We start from the raw sequence: 22,570 nt of genomic DNA, 5'->3' as shown, positions 1-22,570 counted from the left end.
TTTGCGATAAAATAATGCATTTGGCAGCGACCGTATCGTCATCGCTGCCTCTCCAGCCGACACCCTTGCCCATGAGTCATTCCCGGATTCCCGAGTTCTACAAGTTTTCGGTGGCCGATCGGCTGCGTGTGCTGCTCGAGCGCGAAGTCATCGGCGAGAGCGAGTACGAGATGCTGATCGACGGCGGTCAGCTGCTGGATGCCGACAAGGCCGATCGCCTGATCGAGAACGTGATCGGGGCGTTCGGCCTGCCCATGGGCCTGGGGCTGAATTTCCAGGTCAACGGGCGCGATTATCTTGTGCCCATGGTCGTCGAGGAGCCCTCGATCATCGCGGCGGTGAGTTCCGCGGCCAAGCTCATCCGGCACGCCGGCGGCTTCACGGTCACCGCCGAACGCCCCCTGCTGATCGGCCAGATCCAGGTTGTAAACGTGCCGCATGCCGCGCATGCCAAGCAGGCTTTGCTGCAGGCGCGCGAAGAGATCCTCAACCTGGCCAACAGCCTGCACCCGAACATGGTCGCCCGTGGCGGCGGCGCCCGCGATATCGAAGTGATCACTCACGGCACGACCGCCAGCCACGGCGAAATGCTGGTCGTGCATCTGCTGGTCGATACGCGCGATGCGATGGGTGCGAACCTGGTGAACACCATGTGCGAGGGCGCCGCCCCGCTCATAGAGAAGATCTCCGGCGGCCAGGTGTTCCTGCGCATCCTGTCGAACCTGACCGACCGCGCACTGGTTCGTGCCCGAGCCGTGATCCCGACCACGCTGCTGGAGGCCGGCGACTATGCCGGTATCGAGGTGCGCGACGGCATCATCCTGGCGAACGAGTTTGCCGAGATGGATCCTTACCGGGCCACCACGCACAACAAGGGCATCATGAACGGTATCGATGCCGTAGCGATCGCCACCGGCAACGACTGGCGCGCAATCGAGGCGGCCGCCCATGCCTATGCCGCGCGCACCGGGCGCTACGCGTCGCTGACGCGCTGGTATGCCAACGCCGAGGGTGATCTCGTCGGCGAGCTGGATATTCCACTCAAGGTCGGCACGGTCGGCGGTCAGGTCGAGTCCAATCAGGCGGTCAAGATCGCGCATCGCGTGCTGGGGGTAGAATCCGCGCCCGAGCTGGCCGAAGTCATGGGCGCTGTCGGCCTGGCACAGAATTTCGCGGCCATCAAAGCGCTGTCCACCCACGGTATTCAGCGCGGTCACATGACGCTGCATGCGCGCAGTGTCGCCATGGCCGCCGGCGCCAGCGAGGCGATGTTCGACGACGTGGTCGACCGGCTGATCGCCGACGGCGATATCAAGGTCTGGAAGGCGCGCGAGATCATCGCCACTCTGGAAGCCCGCGGCCCGACGGCGCGCGGCCGGGCCGACGATACCCAGGAAGTGATCGAACACGCCGAGGCCGAGGCGGCATCCGGGCATATCGGTTACGGCAAGATCATCCTGCTCGGCGAGCATTCGGTGGTGTACGGCCGCCATGCGATCGCCGCGCCCATTCCGCTGGATATCCGCGCCGAGGTGCGGGCCCAGCGCGAGCATATCGATCTGATGATTCCGCGCTGGGGCGTGGAAATGCGGCTGTCCGAACCCGAACGCAGCATCAGCTCGCTGCATGCCTCGATCACGCTCATCGCCGAACGGCTCGGCGTGGCCGATCGCGGCATGCGGGTCGATGTCGTACCGCGTGTTCCCCGTGCCAACGGCCTGGGCGCCTCGGCAGCGCTGGCGGTGGCGGTGATCCGTGCGATGGCGGACTGTTTCGACGTGGCCATCAGCGAGCGCGAGATCTCCAATCTGGCATTCGATTGCGAAAAGATCGCCCACGGCACGCCCTCGGGCATCGATAATACGCTGGCCACGTTCGGTCGTCCTATCCTGTTCCGAAAGACGGCCCCGACCGCCCGCCCCGAGATTCGCGATCTGGCTACCCCGGAGCCCATTCCGGTGATCATCGGCCTGTCAGGTGTGGCCACACTGACCATGCAGACCGTCGGCCACGTGCGCGCAGCCTGGCAGAAAAACCCGAAGCGGTATGAAACCATCTTCAGCCAGATCGACGAGCTGGCCTTGGCCGGCGTTGACGCACTCAGAAAAGGCGATATCGCCGAGCTGGGCGAGCTGATGAATATCGATCATGGCCTGCTCAACGCGTTACAGGTATCGTCGTGGGAAATCGAGGAACTGGTAGAGATCGCTCGCCGTAACGGCGCGCTCGGTGCCAAGCTCACCGGCGGCGGTGGCGGCGGCGCGATGATCGCGGTGGCCGAGCCCGACCGTACCCAGCCGATCGCATCCGCCATGCGCGCGGCCGGCTACAACACCTTTATCACGGAAGTCCGCTAGTCCGCGGCGCTTCAGGAAACTGTCCATGTCCGACTTCTCCGATGCCGATACCGCACCGGTCGTATCCTTCGACGACGAACCGCTGATCCTGGTCGATTCCGATGACAACGTGCTCGGCTACAAGCCCAAGGCCGAGGCGCATCTCGGCGAGGGCGTGCTGCATCGTGCGTTCTCGATCTTTTTGTTCGACGACGACGATAATATCTGGCTGCAACAGCGCGCCCCGGGCAAGCAGCTCTGGGGCGGTTTCTGGTCCAACAGCTGCTGCAGCCATCCCCGGCGCGGCGAAACCGTGGATGCGGCCGCAAAACGCCGGCTGCATGAAGAGCTGGGCGTCGATGCCGAGCTGACGTTTCTTTATCGTTTCGAGTACCACGCCCGTTTCGGGGACATCGGTTCCGAACACGAGCTGTGCTCGGTCTATGTCGGACGCACGAGCGCGTCGCTATCGGTCAATCCGAACGAGATTTCGGCCTGCCAGACTATGTCGGCCGAGCGGCTGGACGCCGAGTTGGCGGACAATCCGGCGGCCTATACGCCCTGGCTCAAGCTCGAATGGCCGCGTATCCGCAGCCACCACTGGGCCACGGTCGAGAACTGCTGAATCGGGTCCGGCCGCAGCCGGCGACGGTGTGCCCGCGCGCTCAGTCGTCGGCCGGCAGCGCCGGATACTTGGCCAGCTGCCGGTCGAACTGCTGCAGAAATCCGTCAGCGCCCTGGTTGCGGATGGCGGTCGTATACTGGCCACGCTTGAGCGCTAGATCGCTGACGCCACCGGCCACGACATTGACGATGCGCCACTCGCCGTCGGTGCGGGCGAGCACGTAGTTGATCGGCGTACGCTTGCCATCCGCCGATACGATGGCGGTGTCGACCTGGCGCCGGCCACCGGCCACGTCACGCGCATCGACAACTTCGAAGCGCTGGCCGTCATATCCGTCGAAGCGGCTGGCATAGGTCGCGATCGTATCCTGGCGAAACTTGGCCACATAGGCCGCCTGCTGTGTTGCATCCAGCGCGGACCATTCGCTGCCCAACGCCAACCGGGCGATACGCGGCAAATCGAAACTGTCGTCGATGACCGGACGCAGTTTCTTGTAACGGCCGGCAAAGCCGAGCGCGTCAGCCTGTTTCATGGTTGTGAGCAAATGGCCGTCCAGACGCTCGACCACCGCGCGCGCCGGCTCGGCCGCGGCCGCCGACCAGATACCGATACAGCCGACGATAGCCAGGGTGGCGACCACGCAGACCAACGTCTGACGGATGGTCTCACGAAGCTGGGGCATGGGCATTCCTCGTTTCAAGCAGCGATTCTCAGGTTCGACCGCGTCCCGCAGCGGCCGTTCGCAACGTTCAGTCCGACGACTCGCGATGATAGTCGCGGCCCCGCCATGCGGTACGCAGGCCACGCCAGTAGCGCACCGCCGACGACCAGGTCATCAGCAGGTAGAGCGTGGCCGTCACCGGCATCAGCAGCGACCAGATCCATCGCTGGCGATAATAGATCAGCGTGGGTAGATAGCTTGCGATCATCGCTGCGACGGCCAGGGCAGCGATTGCGCGGGTAGCGTCATCGCCTGCCAGAAGCGCGACCGGCGGCGCCCAGAACATGAGGCCCATCACCAGCGTACAGAGCAGGAGCAGGACCACCGAGTAGCGCAGCTGGGTGAAGGCCGAGCGGGCCACCATGGCATGGATCGAGGCCAGGTCGTCGTAACCGCGCAGGCTGATCGCGGCATGAGTCACCCCGACCCACGTCCGCCCGCCGGCTGCACGCACCCGCGCCGCCAGCGTGCAATCGTCGATGACCGCATCGCGGAGACTGGCGAAACCACCGATTCGCTCCAGCATGGCGCGATCAATAAGAACGCACCCGCCCGCGGCGGCGGCGACCCAGCGCGAACCGGCATTGGACAGGGCAAACGGGTACAGCAGCTTGAAGAAATAGATGAACGCCGGCATGAGCAGACGCTCGGCCAGGCTGTCCATACGCAACGCGGCCATCAGCGAGACCAGTTGCCGATCGTCCGCTATCGCGCGCTCACGCAGTCCGGCCAGCGTGCCGGCGGCCAGCTCAATATCGGCATCGAGCAGCACCACGCGTGCCCGGCTCGCGCGGGCAAGGCCCTGTTCCAACGCCCACAGCTTGCCTGTCCAGCCATCCGGCAGCGGGTCGGCGGGAATGACCTGCAAATTTGCCAGGCCGGCGTGGCGTGCTACCTCGGCTGTGTCGTCGCTCGAATGATCGTCGATGACGACGACCTGCAGCCCCTGGCCCTGCGCCTGCAGTGCCGCGAGGGTACGCGGCAGCGTTTGAGCCTCGTCTCGGGCCGGAATCAGAACGGTGATATCCGACAGATCCGCCCATGCCCGGCTCGCTCCTGCCGCGGCCTCGAAACGTTCGCGCATTCGCCACGGCTGCCAGGGCAGGCACAGCAGGCCGAACCATATCAGGGTAGCGATGACGGCAGCGATCGGCAGCATGCGCGGGCCTCATACAAAAAGGCCGCCGGCGTGCCGGCGGCCCGTGACCGGGTGGCCGCTCGCCTAGCGCGCGCTGTCTCGCGCGGCGCCGGTCTCGCGGCGCCCGATCGCCGAGATCGGAATACGCGTGGCCGTGGCCTCGGCGCGGTCACCGTAGACGATCGGCAACTCCTCGGCGAAGTCGCCGCTCAGGCGCGGGCCCTTCAGCATAACCTTCAACGCCTTGAGCGGGTGCGCGAAGGTGTCCTCGACCGCCGTACCTTCATAGCCGCAATGGGCCATGCAGTTGTCGCACTTGGGATTGCGGCCCACACCGTACTTGTCCCACTCGGTGTTCTCCATCAGGCCCTTGAAAGTCTTTTCGTAACCCTCGTCGACGAGCAGGTAGCAGGGTTTCTGCCAGCCGAACACGTTGTAGGTTACATTCGACCAGGGCGTGCACTGGTAGGTCTCATTACCGGCCAGAAAATCCAGGAACAATGACGAATGGTTGAGCTTCCAGTCGCTGCCGCGTTCGCGCCCGGCCCGGAAGATGTTCCGGAACAGGTTCTTGGACGTGCTGCGACCCAGGAATACGTCCTGACGCGGAGCATGCTCGTAAGAATAGCCCGGCGATACCGTAATGCCTTCCACGCCCAGGTCGGTCACGTAGTCGAAGAAATCGGCGACTTCCTCGGGCACTTCGCCATCGAAGAGCGTGCAATTGATGGTCACACGGAAACCGCGGTCGCGCGCCATTTCAATGGCCTCGACCGCTTTCTCGAACACGCCTTCCTGGCAGACGGATTCGTCGTGGCGTTCCTTGAGCCCGTCCAGGTGCACCGACCAGGTGAAATACGGCGAGGGCTCGTACTGGTCCATCTTCTTTTTCATCAACAGGGCGTTGGTGCACAGATAGACGAACTTCTTGCGCGCCACGATGCCCTGGATGATCTGCGGCATCTCCTTGTGGATCAACGGCTCACCGCCGGGGATCGAGACCATCGGCGCGCCGCACTCGTCGACCGCAGCCAGCGCATCGTCGACGGACATGCGCTGTTTGAGCACATCCTTGGGCTGATCGATCTTGCCGCAACCGGCACAGGCCAGGTTGCACTGAAACAGCGGCTCAAGCATCAGCACCAGTGGATACTTTTCCTGCCGCGCAAGCTTCTTACCCATGATGTAACGAGCCACGCGGTACTGTTGAATCAGCGGGACGGCCATAGGAAACCTCTTGGATCTAACCGGATACGCAGGCGATGTTCTGCGTATCGAAAACTGGTGCGGCAGGCTATCAAACCCACCTGCGTAATAGCTTCATTATACAGCCTGTTCGACGAACTTGCTGCAAACAGGCAATCAATTGTGCACGAGACAAGCCACGCTTGCGATCAGTCGTTGGATATCGGCTTCGTCGAGCGCGCCCATGGTCGAAATCCGGAAGATGGAATCGGCCAGGCCGCCTTGCCCGGCATAGATGACGAAGCCCGTTTGCTTGAGATGGTCGTGCAAGGTGGCATAGTCCAGCGCCGCCGGTAATCGATAGGCGCGCAACACACACGAGGACTGGTCGGCATCGAGTACGGCCGTGATCCCGAGTGCCGCAAGGCCGTCAGCCACCTGAGCGGCAAGGCGGCGATACCGGTTGCGACGAGCAAACCAGCCACCCTCGGCGGCATGTTCGTCGAGTGCGGCAGCCAGGGCGTAAAACGCCGGAATGGCGGGCGTGAACGGCGTGCTGCGCGCATCCTGCTTGGCACAGTACTCGGCCAGATCCAGATACAGCGTCCGCGGCTGCCCATGGGCCAGCGCGGTTCGCCGGGCGATCACGAAAGCCAGGCCGGGCGCTCCGTGCAGACATTTGTTCGCCGTGGCCGCCACGGCCGCGATCGGCAGGGCGTCGAAGTCGATCGCCTCGGCGCCGAAACTGCTCACCGCGTCGACCAGCATGGCCACGCCGCGCGCGGTGCACGCTCGACCCAGGGCCTCTAGATCGTTGAGCCGCCCCGTGGTGGTCTCATGATGGACCACGGCGAGATGGCTGAAAGCCCCCGCCTGCAGCCACTCGGCCACGGCCGCGGTATCGATCGCCTGGCCCCAGGCCAGCGTCATGCGCTCGTGGGCAATCCCATGCACCTCGGCCATTCGGGCCATGCGCTCGCCGTAGACGCCGTTTTCCACGATCAGCAGCCGGGCATCGGCGCCGGGCAACGAGCTGACCATGGCCTCCACGGCGGCCGTGCCCGACCCCGACACCAGGACCGGCGCCCACTCGTCGCTCAGACCGTAGACCGCACGCAGACCGGAACGCACGGTCTGTTGCAGATCCGCAAATTCGGGTTCGCGATGACACAGGTCCTCGCTCGCCAGCGCGCCGCGCACCGTGTCGGTGAGGGTAACCGGGCCTGGGTTGAGCAACCGCATCGCCGATGCGCTCATTCGGCGGCTCCGATGTGGGCCATGAACCGTGTGCGCACCTCGGTCGGGCCATGCGCCGGACGCGGCAGCGAAGCGGCGTCGATGCCCGGCTCGATATGCAGATGCGAAAATGCCGGGCCCTGCGAACTACCGGCCAGCAGATCGTCGATCAGGCTCAGGTCATGGCCTTCGTAGGTCGTTCGATACCCACAGGCGGCGGCGATCGAGGCAAACGATAGCCCCGCCGCGACCGTGGCCTGGCCGCCGGTGGACTCATGCATGCCGTTGTCGAGCAGCAGATGAGCGAGATTGGTCGGCCCATAGGCGGCCAGCGTGGCCATGCCGCCCAGCCGCATAAGTGCTGCGCCGTCGCCGTCGATCACGATCACGCGCAGGTCTGGTCTGGCCAGTGCCAGACCGAGCCCCAGCAGCGGCGCACAGCCCATCGAGCCGACCATGTACAGATGGTTGGGTCGATCGGCCACCGCGTACAGCTCGCGTCCGGCATAGCCGGTCGAGGCGATGAGCACGTCGTGTCCGACGTCGGTGGACTCCACCAGCCGCTCGAGCGCCTGGCGCCGGCTCACACCCGGCAGCCGACGGGACCGTGCTGGCGCCGGGCGAAACGTGATCGCCCCCCGGCTCTGGCTCGGCGAACTGCGGTCGACAAGCGGCGCCGGGGCGACCGTATTCTTACGCATGACCAGCGCATACGGACGGCCGGTGGCCTGCATGTGGCGATCGGCGCGTGCCAGCACGTCGTCGATGGCCTGGGCGTTGTCCGGGAACACTTCCCAGTCGATCTCCATCGCCTCTAGCAGCTCCGGCGTGATCCGGCCCATGAGTTCGTGCTGGGGTTCGTCGCCGATCTCGGGTTCGCCGCGCCAGGTCACGATCAGCAGAATCGGCAGCCGAAAGACCCAGTTCAACGAGGTCAGCGGCGAGACGGCGTTGCCCAGCCCGGAGTTCTGCATCATCGCCACGGCCGGCCGGCCGGCCAGCGCGCGCCCGGCGGCGGCGGCTACCGCGTCACCCTCATTGGCCGCCGAGATATAAGTCAGACGGGCGTCGTCGATCACCGTATTGATGAACGGTGTGAGCAGCGAACACGGCACACCGGCATAGAAATCGTAGCCGCGGGCGGCCGCCCGGTCGATGAAATCATTTGCCTGAATCATGGCAAGGTCCTGTTGGCATTCACGAAATCCTCGCGCGGGACGCCCTGGTTGTGCAACATGCAGACGGCCCAGGTCGCCGGCGTGGGCCCGACGTCCGGCCGGTGGCACACGCTAGCCACCATGGGCGAAATCGCTGGCCGCGCGCAGATCGTCGAGGTCGTTCACATCAAGCCAATGGCCGGTGATATACACCACATGGACCGGCACACCGGCGCCAATCAGCACATTCAGCAGATCCGGAATGCCGGCCTGCTCGTAGTCGCCCCGCTGTCGCAGTGTTTCGATCGCTTGGGCAATATGCGTCCGGCCGGCGCCGCGGGCGCGCATCAGGCCGATCCAGCGGCCGCAGCAGGCCGTCTCGGGCGCGCCGTTCCGACCCACGTGCTCGAGGGTGACGCGCTGGGCGAACAGCGACCGATCATCGGGCGCACTGCACCAGGCCGGGTCGCGCAGCGTTTCGCCGGGGCCGGCTGAATCGGAATCCACGACCACCACGATATCGCCGTCGGCATCGAGCAGATCGACCAGCACGTGACGGCGGAAGATCAGGTCCCCGTAGAGCACGATGTTGTCGCTGCCGAAATGTTCGCTCGCCAGACCCAGCGACGCCAGTTCGCCGGTCTGCTCGAAATCCGTGTTCTCGACCACGCGTACGCCGGGCACGTCGATCGTATCGGCCCGGTATCCGGCAACCACGGTGAGTTCGTGAACGCCCTGTGCCTTGAATACATCGACCAGCCGTCGCAGCAGCGGCTTGCCACCGATCTCCAGCATGGCCTTGGGCCGCGTCTCGGTGACCGGCTCCAGTCCCTCGCCGCGTGTGGCGGCGAGCATGACGGCGTGGATCGGCGCGTCGGATCCGGTATAGCGGCGTTCGGCGGCGCGTAGTTCGTCGTCGCCCTGCAGGCGAAAGATTTCGGCGACGGGTGCGATGCGGTCCTCAAGGCCGGCCACGCTCTGCTGCTCGAACACTTCGCGGGCGGTGCGCTGCATGGCGGTGACCGCCGAGCGCACCGTATGGTTGGCCCAGATCGCCAGGCTGATACCGGCCGCACGGAAGACGTCGGTCGGCGTGGAGTAGTACTTGGTCGGCACGATCACCAGCGGACAGCGGTCGTCCCAGCGCTCGGCGAACGCCTGGATATTGTCGAACCGGGGCGCCTTGTCGTGAATGAGGATCGCGTCGGCCCCGGCGGCATGATAGGCCAGCGCCCGCTCGAGGGCTTCGTCCACAGACCAGCCGGCGATCAGTGCCTCGACCCGCGCGACGATACAGAAATCCGGGTCGCGCTGGGCATCCTTGCCGGCGCGGATCTTGCCACAGAATTCATCCACGTCCGCCAGCGCCTGGCGCTCACCGTCGATGAAGCTGTTGGTCTTGGGAAACAGCTTGTCCTCGATACAGACGCCGGCCACGCCGCGCGACTCGAGCTTGGTTACCAGCCGGCGCAGATTGTTGAAGTTGCCATAGCCGGTGTCGCCGTCGAGCAGGATCGGCAGCGATGTAGCATCGGCCATGAACTCGACGGCCTCGAGCACCTGTGTCCAGCTGGCTTCGTTCGAATCCCGAACGCCGAAAGCGGCCGACAACGCCAGCCCCGATGCCCAGACGCCGGCGAATCCGGCCTCCTCGACGATGCGGGCCGACAGACCGTTGTGCGCCTCCATGATGAATTCGAGCTCGTCGGAGGCCAGCAGATCACGTAGCCGGCGTGCACGACTGGGTGCATCGGAGGTCGTACTCATGCCAGCGCCTCGAGCCGAGGCGCGATGATGTCGACCGCGCGGTCGACATCCTCCGGATAGTCGATCTCGATCCACGGCACGCCGGTGACATCGGCCACCTCGAATACGTCCGGCTCGGCGGCCAGCAGATCGCGCAGCGCATGTTCGTGCGGCGTCTCGGCGTCCTGTGCGGCCAGGCGTTCACAGTTCGCGACCAACGCCCGGGCACGGGCAGGCGACAGCCGGAAGAAGCCGACGGATTCGCCCAGGGTGTCGTAGGCCAGACCGGCGGGCAGCTGCTTGTCGAAGCCGACCACCGCCTGATCACGGAGCGCGATCTTGACCGGCTCGTCGTCGTTGGGATCCACGTCGCGATCCATGAGCAGCAGATCGGCGCCGGCCGCGGCGGTCAAGGGCTTAAGCATGCGTGCGTCGTAGAGAACATCGGCGTCCATCAGCAGTGCGTCGTCTTCGGCTTCGAGCACCGCCCGGCCGGCGACCACACTCAGCGCGCTGCCGAGCCGGAAATCCGGATTGACGATGGTATCGACGGTCATCTCGGGCGCCACCCGCGGCACGAGTGCGCCCAGCGCCTGCTCGATCTGCATGGCTTCACAGCCGGTGACCACGGTCAATCGGTGTATGCCGGCGTCGGCCAGCAGCCGCAGGTGACGTTCCAGCAGACTGGCCCCGTCGAACGGCAACAGGCACTTGGGGCCACCGCCGGTGATCTCGGTCAAACGTCGGCCGACGCCGGCGGCCAGTAGAAGTGCGTGCATTCAATGCTCCTGAACGGAATGTTTGGTACGGCGCGGGCGCTGCAAGGCGCGGCCTTCGGCAAGCTGCCAGGCCACCAGGCCGGGAATGCCGAAGGCGAGCTCGCGTACCCGCTTGGACAGTGACAGCGCCAGCGCGGTATCCGGCGACAGGCCGATGAGCGAGCCAAGCAGCACGTAGCCGCCTTCCTGAACACCCAGCGCGCCCGGAATCGCGAACGCCGCGCCGCGGACCGCCTGGCCGAGGGCCTCCAGCATGAGCGCATCGGCCAGACTGACCGGCGCGCCGAGGAAATACAGGGCGAGCCATACCTCGCCGACACCCGCCAGCCAGCCGAACAGACGCCAGGCGGCCGCCCTCAAGGTCAGCATGGGCTGGGCATAGATCGCGCCGATCGCCCGATCCAGTTCGCGGCCGCTGCCGATGAAATCCAGCGCCTGCGTGCCGCCCGTCAGCTTGTGCAGCAAACCAGCCAGACCACCGAACAGCCCGCCGCGTTGCAGACGGTAGAACAGCCCGACCAACGTGGCCATGACCGCGATGCCCGCCACCAGCGCCCAAGCCAGTTCAGGCCGGTCGAGCAAGGCCAGCAGCATGGCCACGCCCATCAACGCGAACACCATCTGGGTGGCCACCGCCAACGTGGTGTCGACCACAACGGTCGCGCCGACCGGTGCGCCGGGCCACCCCCGCAATACCAGCAGGCGCGCCTTGGCGACATCGCCGCCGACCTGGGCGACCGGCAACAGGCCGTTGATCGACTCGCCAATCCAGCGCGCCCAGACGATACGCCAAGGGCCGGGACGCGGGCGCTCGAACAGGATCCGCCAGGCATGGCTGTCGATGATCAGCGGCAGCACATGCCAGGCGGCCACCACCACCAGCCCCCAGCCGGCCGCCGCCAACGCCGAGGCCATATCGGCCGCGCCGCGCCAGACCAGCACCGCCGTGAACAGCGCGATGCCGACCAGCGCCATGATGAGCGCGGTTCGCTTCAACGTGCGCTCTTGCGACCCAGCGCGCGCGAGAAGACCTGACGGAATCCGAAATAGGCGATGGAATCCTTCATGTTCGACACGAACCGCTGCCATCGCCCCATATGCGGATCGGTCACGTATTCGAAGGTCAGCGAGATGCGAGTCTCACCGTCACCCAGCGGGGTGATCCGGTGCCAGACCTTGTCGCCGTTGAAGAAACACATCGCCCCGGGGCGTAGATTGCGCGCATCGCGCAGCGTTTCGCGGGTGTCGTCGTGCTTGAACAGCTCGAACTCGAGCTGGCTGGACGAGTCGTCGACCACACCCAGCAGCAGCGTATAACGTTTGCCGGCGTAGTAGGACGTATCGAAATGCCAGCCGATATGGTCGCCGGCTTCGGTATAGAAATACAGCGCATAGGCATGTGGATCGGAATCCGGGCAGACCTGCAGCGACTCGCCGGTGAGCCGCTCCAGCCAGGCGATGAATTCCGGGTTCCGATACAGCGCCGGTATTTCCGGAGCCAGTTCGTCGAGCGTGTACCGGCTGACGCTGCCGCCCTTCTTGTGCTTGGGAATGAAATTCCGGTGCACGGTCGACTCGAGTGAGGCGATGCGCGCGGCAAACTGCTCGCTGGTCTCGGGCGGAAGGAACCGGTCGATGAACAGGAACTCGTCGTCACCGGCGAACCGCTGAGCAAGGCCGTCCGTGTCGAGATCGGCCAGAAAGCCGGTCGCCGGCGACGCCGACGGATCCGCCGGCCGATCATTGAGGGTGGCTGTCGTCATGGGAGCGTCCTTCAGTCGGGAATCTCGTCGATATGCTCGGGCTCGTGCTCGGCGCGCGCGTTCATGCGGTGGCGGAAAGTCGACGACGCCCGATAGGCCTTGGCCCGCACCCGGTTGATCGAACCCAGCGGGCGCAGATCCGCGCGGCCTGCCCAGGGGTCGAACGACAGTATGTCTTCGCTGTAGACACGCCGCTCGGGCGTGAACGGATCCTGTGCCGGAATATGCAGCCGGGCCACGGTGCGATAGGGACTGGCGCGCTGATCCCAGTCCACCGACGCATCTTCGATCGGCATGGTCCGTGGATCGGTCTGCAACTGCACCCGGAAGTCGAACCCGGCCTCGGCAGCCGCCAGATAATCGCGCAGCCATTCGGTCAGCACGCCGGGCGGGTCGTCCGCATCGATCTCACGCTCGGCGAGCGCACGCTGGGCGTCGGTGTTGGGAAACAGGCCGTACTTGACCACGTAGTCGCCGTAGCGAAACGCCGACTGGCTGTAGTAGGCATTGCCCAGCAGATGAATATTGGGCAGCCGCTCGAACAGCGTCTGCAGCTCGGCGTCGTCGCGGGCGGCGATCGCATCGGCCAGGCCGTCCGGGTCGTCGACATAGTGCGCCCGCAGTGCCTGGATCTCGCGGTAGGTGGTCACCTCGGCCAGCGGCAGTATCGGGCAGTTGTTGAACAGAAAATCGTGGGTCGTGCGGCCATCGCCGGCCATCTTGTCGCCGGGCACGCCGAACACCTTCATCGCCAGCCCGCGGGCTGCGGGCTGGCGGTCGTCGAGCATCGCACCCGGCTCGGTCGCCAGTCGGATGACCACGGGGTAACGGCCGGGGCCGGCGAACAGGCTCTGGGCGAGTTCGGGGGGCAGATCGTCGACGACGGTCAGCGTGCCCTTGACGAAACCCTGGCCCTTGGCGTGGGTGTCGCGCTTGGCATGGCGTACCGACTCGAAGGTCGCGCGGTTGGTCGCGGCCAGCAGCTCGACGATATCGCGGATCTTGGCATCCTCGTCGGGCTGTTCGACCTCGAGATCTTCGGAAAAACGCACATACGCGTTCATGATTCCATCTCTTCGGGTTCGACTCGCGCCGGATCGGCGACCCGTGTCCAGGTGGTGGTCCGGCCCAGCAGACGTACCCCCACATAGCCGTGCAGCTTGAGATGCTCCGCGTCGGCAAGCCACACATAGCAGTCGTAGTGCTTGCCGTTCTCGGTATCGTAGATTCGCCCGGACTGCCATTGCCCGCGGCCGTCGCGTGCCTGCGGGTGATAAGCCAGACCGGTCAGCAGCGTCAGACCCAGCAACGGCCGTGTTCGCCGGTCGGGGTCAGGGTTGTGGCGATCGACCACCCGCTGACCGCCGATCCCGCGTGGGTCGTCCTGCAGGTAGCGCGCTTGGCGCAGCCATACGAGCCGGCCGCTATAGGTCTGCGTGTCCGGATCGGCACGGATCTCGACCACGGCCTCACCCTGCTCGGTCTGCCAGAAACCGCTGATGGCCTGGCCTGGCATAGCGGGCTCGTCGGCCCAGGCGGTCGTCGCCGGCAGCCACAGAACCAGGGCCATGATTAGCGCCCGGCTCATGGCCGGCGCCCGCCCGGCAGATAGCGATGGGCGAAATACCAGGCAATGGCGTCGGCCAGCGCGTCCCGCGCGCTGCGCGGCTCGTAGCCCAGTTCGCGGCTGGCCCGCGCATGCGAGAAAAACATCCGCTTGCGTGCCAGCTTGACCCCGTCGACCGTCACGAACGGTGGCCGGCCGGTCAACCGCGCGACGGCTTCGGCCGCATGCGCAACCGGCAGCACAAGACCATGCGGCAACTTCACCCGCGGCGCCGGGCGATCGGTGAGTTCGGCGACGAGCGTGAGGATCTCGGCCAGCGTCATGTCGTGGCCGCCCAGCACGTAGCGCCGACCCGACCGGCCGTGATGCAACGCCTGGACATGGCCGCGCGCCACGTCATCGACATGGGCGACGTTCAGCCCGGTATCCACGAAGGCCGGCATACGGCCGGCCGCGGCATCCAGCACCATGCGCCCGGTAGGCGTGGGTTTGTGGTCGCGCGGGCCGATCGGCGCCGAGGGGTTGACGATCACCACCGCGGGGCCGGCGTCGTCGGCCGCGAACTCGCGGGCGACCTCCTCGGCCAGAAATTTGGACCGCTTGTAATGGCCGACCATGTCCGCCAGGCCCACCGGCGTGTCCTCGTCGCCGGGCGTACCGTCACCGGGCAATCCCAGGGTGGCCACGCTGCTGGTATAGACCACGCGCGGCACACCCGCCTCGCGCGCAGCCTGGAGCACATGCCGGGTGCCCTCGACGTTGTTGGCATACAGATCGTCCGGCCGGCGTGCCCACAGCCGATAGTCGGCCGCGACATGAAAGACCGTATCGCAGCCGCGCATGGCCGCGGCCAGCGCCGGGCGATCCGCCAGCGTGCCGCCGGCCTGTTCGATATCCAGGCCCGTCAACGCCGCGGTATCGCTGTTCGGACGTACCAGCGCCCGCACCGTCATGCCATCGCGAAGCGCGGCGCGCGCAACCGCACTGCCCACGAAACCGGTTGCTCCGGTGATCAGCGCACGCACGCTCAGACCGCCGATCGACGCTGCAGGCGCATGAAGTAGGCGCCCAGCCACAGAGCAAAAATGGGCGCACCGATCACTGCCATGATCAAAAAGGGCAGGCGAATCTGGAACAGCGTGACCAGCGGGAACAGATAGAGCACATCCTCGATCTCGAAATAGCGCGCCGAGGGCAGACTCGCATCGGCTTTCCCGAGTATCGACTCCATGTGCATATGCAGCCAGAAGATGAAGGCCACCGCCGCGCCCGCCAGCAAGCCGAGCCAGGGCGCCCAGAGACCCAGTGAGCCATCACGCAGGCCATAGCCCAGCGCCGCGAACAACAGGGTATGAATGACCACGTCGCTGATCAGATCGTACCAATGGCCGAAGCGGCTCGACAGGCCGGACAGGCGCGCCAGTTCGCCGTCGGTATGGTCGACGAAGTTCGACAGGGCGAACACGAACGCTCCGATGTTCGCCCAGGCCAGGCTGCCGTGCGCCAGACAGGCCGCGGCGATCAGCCCCAAAACCAGGCGCAGCGTGGTCAGATGATTGGGCGTGGCACGGGTGGCCTCGAGCGGACGCACCAGTCGACGCGCCAGCCGCGCATCCAGCGGCCTCGGGTCGGCAGGCCGATCTGCGGGGGTGTTGTACGAGGATTCATTCATGCCGACGCCCCTCTCCCAGTCGTGCTTCCATTGTGTGCAATCGATCAGTGGCACGCCAGTCCGGTCAGCGATCGCGGCGATCGATCGACGAACCGTTGGCATTACCAACGAGTGACGGCACGACAATAAGGGTGGTTACCAGAATCGCAACCATACCGACGCCCAGCAGTTGTCCCATACTGGCGGTGCCGGCGTGGTGTGAAAAGGCCAGGCTGCCGAAGCCGGCCAGCGTGGTCAGCGACGACAGGACGACGGCACGCGCCGTGCTGCTGGCCAGAAACGCGCCATCGGCAGGTCGGTGCGAGCGCAGGCGGTGGACTACGTGGATGCCGCTGTCCACGCCCACGCCCAGCAGCAGCGGCAAGGCGATGACGTTGGCGAAATTCAGCGGTATGTCCGCCCAGACAGACACCGCGCACAGAATCAGCCCGGTCAGCGCCAACGGGGCAAGTACGCGCAGCGTATCGGCCAGGCTGCGCAGCAACACGACCAGCAGCACGGTAATGAACACCGCGGCATATACGAACGCTGCGGCGAAGGCGTCGGCCACTGTCCGCCCGGCGGCGACCTCCAGCACCGGTGCCCCGGTAATCGACGGCACCACGGCCTGAGCACTGGCCACGAACTGACGCAGCACGGCCGGCTGATTCAGATCGCCGCTGGCGAAGGCTTCGACACGATAAGCGCCGTCTTGGCCGATCCAGCGGCTGCGTATCGCCGCCGGCAGTCCGGCCCGATCAAAGCCTGTCGCATCGAGCGAGGCGGTCAGCGTCTCGATCTGCGGACCGAGCCCGGACAGGAGGCTGGCCCGCAGCTCGGCGAGCACACGGGCCCGTTGGTCCGCCGGGCGTTGTCCCAACCAGACCTGCCAATCGGCGAGCGTGTCGGCCAGGTGGCGGCCCGCCACGCGGGCTTCGTCATCGGGCGCACGATCCAGCCATTGATCGAGTGCAATGGCAAAATCGGCAATCGCGCGCTGCTGGGCGACCGGTTCGGCCGGCTGGCCCATGTCCGGCGGGCCCAGCGCCAGTGTCAGGGCCAGATCGCCGATGATCGCGAGCTTGGCCTTCTGATCGTCCGGTACGAAATCGTTGACGGTCAGCGCTCGCGCAACCTCGGGCAGCGCATCCAGACGGTGGGCGGTATCGTCGGCCGCCGACGGCGTGGCGGCCGTGGTCACGAGCGTCAGCGGCGACTGATCGCTGTCGGCCAGCAGCTCGCGATAGGTCGTGACCGATTCGCTGCTCGGATCCTTGAGGTTGAGCGTGTTGCTATCGAAACGCAGAAACGGCAACGCCGTGGCACAGGCCAGCGCGGTCAGCCCTGCGGCGACCCAGATCACCCGGGCGCCGCGTGGGCCGATGACGGGCACTCGCCGGGCCATGGCCGCTCCGGCCAGGGGGCGCACACCGCGATGCCCGCCCATGATCGCCACCAGGGCGGGCAGCAGCGTCAGGCTGATCACGAGACTGATGAACATGCCGGTGCCTGAGATCAGGCCCAGTTCGGCGACCCCTGAATACGGCGTCGGAATGAAGGCGAAAAACCCGGCGGCGGTGGTGATGGCACACAGCAGCAGCGACAGCCCGACATCGCTGGCCGCCCGTGGCAGCGCGACAAGCGGATGGCCGTCTTCGGCGAGCGCCTCGCGATAGCGCAGACACAGATGGATGGCGTAGTCGATGCCCAAACCGATATAAAGCACTGCAAAGGCGATCGAGATCAGGTTGAGCGTGCCCACAGCGAGTGCGGCAAACGCTGCGGTGCCGACCAGCCCGGCGATCAGACTGGCCAGCGCCGCCGCCATCAGCCGCCAGGAGCGAAGACCGAGGTACAGAATCAGCCCCACCGCGGCCAATGCCAGACCCGCTCCCCACGCAGCCCCGCGCGATACGCTGGCCAGCTCCTCGTCGGAGAGTGCAACCTCGCCGGTCTGGCGCACCTGCATGCCGTGCTCGGCGTCCAGATCCAGCTGAGCGACCAGCGCACGTACGCGCGCCATCGCACCGGCGGCCGGCAGCAGCTGTTCGTAGTTCATGACCGGCGCAGCGATGATGAACCGCTGCGAGGACACCCCCGGCGTCTGCGTACCGCCCATCAGGCGCTGCCACGACAGCCGATGAAACTGTTCGGCCTGGCTGGCGGCGAAGGCCGCGTCCAGTTCGCGCCAGATCGGCGCGAGGTCGAAATCCACCGCCGTATCCGGCGCCATGGCACGGTCAAGCAGATCGAAAAAGGTGACCAGCGTCGGATCGGCCGACAAGCGGCCCAGAAACGGCTGGATTCGCACCAGCCGGTCGGACAGCCTCTCCAGCGCGGGCGTATCCAGATACAGCAGCCCGTTGCGGGCGAAGAAGTCGCCCCCGCCCGGCACATAGACCGATTCGAAATGATCGCGATCGGCACGCATCGCCTTGGCCAGACGTCGGGTACCCGCCGCGGCCAGCTCCGGCGTGGCGCCATCGACAACCACGACGAGGTTGTCGGTATAGACCGGAAATGCCTTCTGGTAGGCGATATAAGTCTGGCGCCAGTCGACCGTCGGGCTGATCAGATCAGCGTTGTCGGTATTCATCGACAGATGCGTCGCCGCATACCAGCCACAGGCCGCCGTCAGGAGAACGCCCGCAATCACCACGGTCGTGGCATGACGCATCATGAACGCCACCCACACCGCGATCCATCGGGCCACGCGCTGGCTCATGCCGCCTTCGACGTATCGACGAGCGCGCCGGCCGCCACGCCCAGAGTGTCCTGGGCCGCCTTGAAGGCGACTGCCAGCTGCTTGAGCGCACGCAGCTGTGCATGCATGGATCGCGGACGGCCGGCCAGCGCCCGCAGCATGGCCAGCGGCCGCAGCGCTCCATCGTCGTCGACCGCGGCATGCGCGGCCGGGGGCAGGATCATTCGGGCATCGTCGGCCACCGCGCGGATGGCCATGAAGCCGATGCCGGCCTCGGCCGCGACCCGCGCGATGGCCGCGCTTTCCATGTCTGCGGCCACCGCACGGCTGCGCTCGTAGAGCACCTGCTTGGCGGCGACGTTGACCAGCACCCCGCTCGCCTCGGCCAGCGGGCCACACTGGATCCGCAGCGTCAACGCCAGCCGGGCCGTCAGCGCCTGGATCATCGCCATGTCACAGGGATAGAGACGCCCGCCTTCGGCCACGATTGCACGGGGCAGCAGCAGATCACCCGGGGTCAGTGCCGGCGCCAGCGCGGCGGCACTGCCCCAGCTGATCAGCCGATCCGCGCCGTCTGCGACCAGCTGGCGTGCAGTCGTTGCCGCCCGCTCGGCACCCAGGCCGGACAGCGCGACCACACTGCCGTCGGCGAGCGTGGCCGTGCCGCGTGCGCGCAGGCGGACGAGTGCCCGGGCCTCGCCGGGCAGCGCGGCTACGATGCCGGCCGGCATGACGATCGGCCGTGCGGATGTTGACCTGAATCCGGCCCGCTCACGGACTTTCGAGCGCTATGCCCGGTGCCGGCTCGCCTGCGTGCGCGTTGCGATATCGGGCCAGCGCCCAGAGCGGGAAATAGCGGGTATAGCCGTGATACTTCAGGTAGAACACGCGCGGAAAACCGGGCGCCGTGTGGTCCGGATCGTGCCAGGCACCGTCGTCGCCCTGATGGGCGATCAGCCAAGCCGCTCCGCGCGCCAGAGCGCCGGTGTGGCGTTCGCCGGCCGCCAGCAAACCAAGCATGGCCCAGGCCGTCTGGAAACTCGTCGTGGCGTCGGCTCGCCCGCGCGGCGGATTCCAGTAGCTGCCGTTGTCCTCGCCCCAGCCGCCATCACGCCGCTGCATGCCCTTGAGATACGTCACCGCACGCTGAATCCAGCCCTGGTTCATATCCTCGCCGATCGCCTCGAGCCCGACCAGCACCGACCAGGTGCCATAGATATAGTTGGTGCCCCAGCGGCCGAACCAGGAGCCGTCGGCCTCCTGCTCGCGCTTGAGATAGGCCACGCCGCGCTGGATGACGTCTTCATCCTCGGGCCGACCCAGACGCCCGAGCAGGGTCAGCACGCGGGCCGTGACGTCGGCGGTCGGCGGGTCGAGCAGCGCGCCATGGTCGGCGAACGGAATCTGGTTGAGATATTCGTGGTTGTTGTCGGAATCGAACGCGGCCACTCCGCCGTTGGCCGACTGCATGCCGCAGAGCCAGTTGGCCGCCCGCGTGATCGCGCGCCCGTAGGTCGCCCCGTCGCCGGCGTTGTACAGCCCCCACGCCACGACGGCGGTGTCGTCGAGATCCGGGTAGTAGTCGTTGGCGTACTGGAATGGCCAACCGCCGCCGGGCAGGTTCGGATGCGCGTCGCGCCAGTCGCCGGGCGCGTCAAGCACCTGGCGTGCCGCCAGCCAGTCGAGAGCGGCGCGCACCGGCGGGGTGTCGCCCGCATTCGCGGCCTCCTGCAGGGCCAGCGTCGCCAGGCCGGTATCCCAGACCGGAGAAACACAGGGTTGTACGTTGGCCATGTCGCCATGTTCGTACACCAGATCGTCGATGGCGCGGCGCGTGGCCGCACGATAGGGATGCTCGGCGGCGTAGCCCAGCTCACCCAGCGCTTCATAGACATTGACCATGGCCGGGAAGATCGCGCCGATGCCGTCGTCGCCGTTGAGCCGCTCCACGATCCAGCGCTCGGCGCGACGGATGGCGTGCTGGCGGACGAACCCCGGAATCAGGGGCTCGACGGATCGACCGACCTGATCCATGGCCTTGAACGCACGCTGGACCATCGACTTCGCCGGAATGAAGTCGCGCTGGTTCTCCGGGGCGACCGTGAACAGCTCACGCACATTCACGCCCTGCGGATTGCGCGCCATTGTGCGCAGGCTGCACAGAATGAACAGCGGCACCATCACGGTGCGCGACCAGTACGAGACCTTGCTCAGATGGAACGGCGAGGCCTTGGGCATGAGCATGACCTCCACCGGAATGAAGGGCACTGCCCGCCAGGGCACCTGGCCGAACTGTGCGAGCGCGATCAAGGTGAACACGTTGGAGGCGGCCGCACCGCCCCGTGCCAGGATCGCCTGACGTGCGTGAACCATATGCGGGGCGTCGATATCGTCGCCGGCGAGCTTGAGCGCGTAGTAAGCCTTGACCGATGCGCTGACGTCGAGATCGCCGCCGTGATAGAGCGGCCAACCGCCGTGTGCGGCCTGTCTGTGACGCAGGAAATTGGCGATACGCGACTGAATGCCCGGCTCGATGTCGTCGACGAAATGCATCATCAGGATGTATTCGGCCGGAATCGTGCAGTCGGCCTCGCATTCGTAGCGCCAGTGACCGTCCGGGTTCTGATCGGTGAGCAGACGCTGATGTGCCGCATCGATGGCCTCGTCCAGCCCGGTCGGGCGCTCGGCCCGGCGGGCGATGGGCACCGCGCCGGGTGGATCCACCTCGGCGCCGGGTACGGCGGCCAGCCGTGGTGTCAGCGCCGGCAGATCGGCGGCCGTCATGTGAAACAGCTGACGCAGGCGGTCGTCGTCGGACAACGCCAGATTGGTCGTCAGCACAGTGGCCTGCACGCTGCGACGCGAGACCTTGACCTGCGCGCTGTCGGTGAACTGCGGGTTCGCCTGAATCTTGCGCAGCGTCAGCAGCGCCAGGCCGATGGCCCACAGACAGAACCGGCGGATGCCCTTCTGCTCGCCAGGGATGGTAAGCGTGAACTCCAGTGCGTTGCGCAGATGGCCGTGTGCCAGACCGATAAGCTCGGACAGGCCGGCAGCGAAGCGCTCATCGCCACCGCGCTCGCGCATCGCGCCGAGCGTGGACAGATCGAACCCGTGGCGGGCGAAGACATCTCGTGGCAGCCAGCATACGCCTCGGTCGTGATCGTCCCAGATATCCTTGAGGATATTGGTCATCTGCAGGCCCTGGCCGAAGGATACGGCCAGCCGCTGGAGCGCGTCGCTGGCGGTGTCGATGGCCGGGTCGCAGTCGCAGAACAGATCGGCCAGCATCTCGCCGACCACGCCGGCCACGAAATAACAGTAGCGATCGAGATGGGCCAGGCTCGCCAGGCCATCGATCGAGGCGTTGCGTTCGAACACCGGCATGCCGTCGCACATGATGCGCACGCAGCGCGCGATCGCTGCGCGCTGGCGCGGCGACAGGCTGTCGGTCACCGCGATCACCTGCTCGGTATGTGCCACGAGCCGGCGTTCGTCGGCCGGCGTACGCGCGGCCAGACGATCGACCAGCGCCGCGCCGAACGCCTGGCCGCCCTGTCGGGACTCGACCACTCGGGTGAACTCGGCGTGCCAGTGCGCCTTGTCGGCGACCGGCAGTTCGGCGTCGTCCTCGATCGTGTCGGCAATCCGGCACAACAGATACGCATTGCCCACCGCCATGCGCAGCGACGCCGGCAGCTCGGGAATGGTCAGCGCGAACGTGCGCGATACACGCGGCAAAATTTCGTCCTGGAACTCGCGGGCATGCGGATCCAGCTGAGACTCGGCGGGGACATAGGACATGAGCGCACAATTTCCTTCTGACTGGACCGGTTCGTATCGGGCGCTGGGCCGTCGCAGGCCCATACGTTACAACAGGCGCTGCGATGCTCGTACGTGCGAGTTGACGTTGCCGGGCTTTAATGGCTAGCTAGCCCGCCGTCGCGGCGCGCAACCCCCGG

At 66.3% G+C, this 22,570-nt stretch carries 18 protein-coding genes; 2 read left to right on the top strand and 16 right to left on the bottom strand.

Annotated elements, in window-relative coordinates:
* The first annotated feature begins 71 nt into the window (after positions 1-71).
* Together T31B1_RS04955 and idi are read left to right on the top strand one after the other, a co-directional pair.
* Positions 72-2,357 carry a hydroxymethylglutaryl-CoA reductase, degradative gene (locus T31B1_RS04955; protein ID WP_353248338.1) on the top strand — a complete coding sequence of 762 codons (2,286 nt, stop codon included), beginning with the start codon at positions 72-74 and terminating at the stop codon, positions 2,355-2,357.
* A 25-nt stretch (positions 2,358-2,382) separates the two neighbouring features.
* Positions 2,383-2,961, top strand: a complete 579-nt coding sequence (gene idi, locus T31B1_RS04950; protein WP_353248337.1) for an isopentenyl-diphosphate Delta-isomerase — start codon at positions 2,383-2,385, stop codon at positions 2,959-2,961.
* 40 nt (positions 2,962-3,001) lie between these two features.
* On the opposite strand, the gene T31B1_RS04945 is transcribed toward idi, so the two are convergent.
* From T31B1_RS04945 to shc, 16 genes are all read right to left on the bottom strand, one after another.
* A complete protein-coding gene (locus T31B1_RS04945; protein WP_353248336.1) occupies positions 3,002-3,643 on the bottom strand; it encodes an ABC transporter substrate-binding protein in 642 nt (213 codons plus the stop codon).
* 67 nt (positions 3,644-3,710) lie between these two features.
* Entirely contained in the window at positions 3,711-4,841 is a 1,131-nt protein-coding gene (locus T31B1_RS04940; RefSeq protein WP_353248335.1) for a glycosyltransferase, read from the bottom strand.
* A gap of 63 nt (positions 4,842-4,904) precedes the next feature.
* Positions 4,905-6,047 carry an adenosyl-hopene transferase HpnH gene (hpnH, locus tag T31B1_RS04935; protein ID WP_353248334.1) on the bottom strand — a complete coding sequence of 381 codons (1,143 nt, stop codon included), beginning with the start codon at positions 6,045-6,047 and terminating at the stop codon, positions 4,905-4,907.
* A 135-nt stretch (positions 6,048-6,182) separates the two neighbouring features.
* On the bottom strand, positions 6,183-7,247 hold the full coding sequence (locus T31B1_RS04930; protein WP_353248750.1) for a 2-aminoethylphosphonate aminotransferase: 1,065 nt from the start codon (positions 7,245-7,247) through the stop codon (positions 6,183-6,185).
* 11 nt (positions 7,248-7,258) lie between these two features.
* Complete coding sequence (aepY, locus tag T31B1_RS04925; protein ID WP_353248333.1) at positions 7,259-8,419, bottom strand: phosphonopyruvate decarboxylase; 1,161 nt, start codon at positions 8,417-8,419, stop codon at positions 7,259-7,261.
* Between the two features lie 111 nt (positions 8,420-8,530).
* Positions 8,531-10,165: a phosphoenolpyruvate mutase gene (aepX, locus tag T31B1_RS04920; RefSeq protein ID WP_353248332.1), complete on the bottom strand. Its 1,635-nt coding sequence runs from the start codon at positions 10,163-10,165 to the stop codon at positions 8,531-8,533.
* The gene (locus T31B1_RS04915) at positions 10,162-10,923 is read right to left on the bottom strand and encodes a phosphocholine cytidylyltransferase family protein (protein WP_353248331.1); all 762 of its coding nucleotides are present in this window, start codon (positions 10,921-10,923) and stop codon (positions 10,162-10,164) included. The genes aepX and T31B1_RS04915 overlap by 4 nt, the downstream gene beginning before the upstream one ends.
* Positions 10,924-11,919: a lysylphosphatidylglycerol synthase domain-containing protein gene (locus tag T31B1_RS04910; protein ID WP_353248330.1), complete on the bottom strand. Its 996-nt coding sequence runs from the start codon at positions 11,917-11,919 to the stop codon at positions 10,924-10,926.
* Positions 11,916-12,686: a HalD/BesD family halogenase gene (locus tag T31B1_RS04905; RefSeq protein WP_353248329.1), complete on the bottom strand. Its 771-nt coding sequence runs from the start codon at positions 12,684-12,686 to the stop codon at positions 11,916-11,918. Before T31B1_RS04905 ends, T31B1_RS04910 begins: the two co-directional genes overlap by 4 nt.
* 11 nt (positions 12,687-12,697) lie before the next feature.
* Entirely contained in the window at positions 12,698-13,750 is a 1,053-nt protein-coding gene (locus T31B1_RS04900) for a catalase family protein (RefSeq protein WP_353248328.1), read from the bottom strand.
* On the bottom strand, positions 13,747-14,274 hold the full coding sequence (locus tag T31B1_RS04895) for a DUF2147 domain-containing protein (protein ID WP_353248327.1): 528 nt from the start codon (positions 14,272-14,274) through the stop codon (positions 13,747-13,749). The genes T31B1_RS04900 and T31B1_RS04895 overlap by 4 nt, the downstream gene beginning before the upstream one ends.
* On the bottom strand, positions 14,271-15,278 hold the full coding sequence (gene hpnA, locus T31B1_RS04890) for a hopanoid-associated sugar epimerase (protein WP_353248326.1): 1,008 nt from the start codon (positions 15,276-15,278) through the stop codon (positions 14,271-14,273). Before hpnA ends, T31B1_RS04895 begins: the two co-directional genes overlap by 4 nt.
* Positions 15,279-15,280: 2 nt before the next feature.
* A complete protein-coding gene (locus T31B1_RS04885; protein ID WP_353248325.1) occupies positions 15,281-15,925 on the bottom strand; it encodes a CDP-alcohol phosphatidyltransferase family protein in 645 nt (214 codons plus the stop codon).
* A 64-nt stretch (positions 15,926-15,989) separates the two neighbouring features.
* The gene (locus tag T31B1_RS04880) at positions 15,990-18,629 is read right to left on the bottom strand and encodes an MMPL family transporter (RefSeq protein WP_353248324.1); all 2,640 of its coding nucleotides are present in this window, start codon (positions 18,627-18,629) and stop codon (positions 15,990-15,992) included.
* Positions 18,626-19,339, bottom strand: coding sequence for a phosphorylase family protein (locus T31B1_RS04875; RefSeq protein WP_353248323.1), 714 nt, complete (start codon positions 19,337-19,339; stop codon positions 18,626-18,628). Before T31B1_RS04875 ends, T31B1_RS04880 begins: the two co-directional genes overlap by 4 nt.
* 40 nt (positions 19,340-19,379) lie before the next feature.
* On the bottom strand, positions 19,380-22,412 hold the full coding sequence (shc, locus tag T31B1_RS04870; protein WP_353248322.1) for a squalene--hopene cyclase: 3,033 nt from the start codon (positions 22,410-22,412) through the stop codon (positions 19,380-19,382).
* Positions 22,413-22,570: the final 158 nt, after the last annotated feature.

The sequence above is a fragment of the Salinisphaera sp. T31B1 genome, from assembly GCF_040361275.1.
Classification (GTDB): Bacteria; Pseudomonadota; Gammaproteobacteria; order Nevskiales; family Salinisphaeraceae; genus Salinisphaera.
Note: the sequence above shows the minus strand (reverse complement) of the source record. Positions and strands in the feature narration are given on the sequence as shown.